Raw genomic sequence first — 260 nt, 5'->3', positions numbered from 1 at the left:
CAGCGAAGACGGGCCGCCGGTCAGCGCGATCCGCTTGCCCGTATCGCGCAGCTTGCCGCCGTCGACCGCATACAGCGCAAGCTGCCGTTCGACGTTGAACTGCACGATCACGTGCCGGCTGTCGGCGGTAAACACGATGCCCTGCGCGGCTTCGCCGCCGGGCGCCTCGCTCACCTTCACGGCCTGCCCGTCGCGGATCTCGAACAGCAGCACCTTGCCGAGTTTGTGGCGGCCCGGGTTGTCGGCCGTCAGGTTCGAAC

Annotated in this window: 1 protein-coding gene; it reads right to left on the bottom strand. The window is 68.5% G+C overall.

What is annotated here, in order from left to right; all coding sequences use genetic code 11:
- Positions 1-260, bottom strand: a 260-nt coding sequence (locus AC1RPY_RS08005) for a hypothetical protein (protein ID WP_481763153.1), incomplete at both ends; no start/stop codon positions are given.

The organism is Dellaglioa sp. CoH-56-MRSF-12, assembly GCF_056782075.1.
The sequence above is the reverse complement of the archived record's forward strand: the minus strand, read 5'-3'. Positions and strand labels throughout refer to the sequence as shown.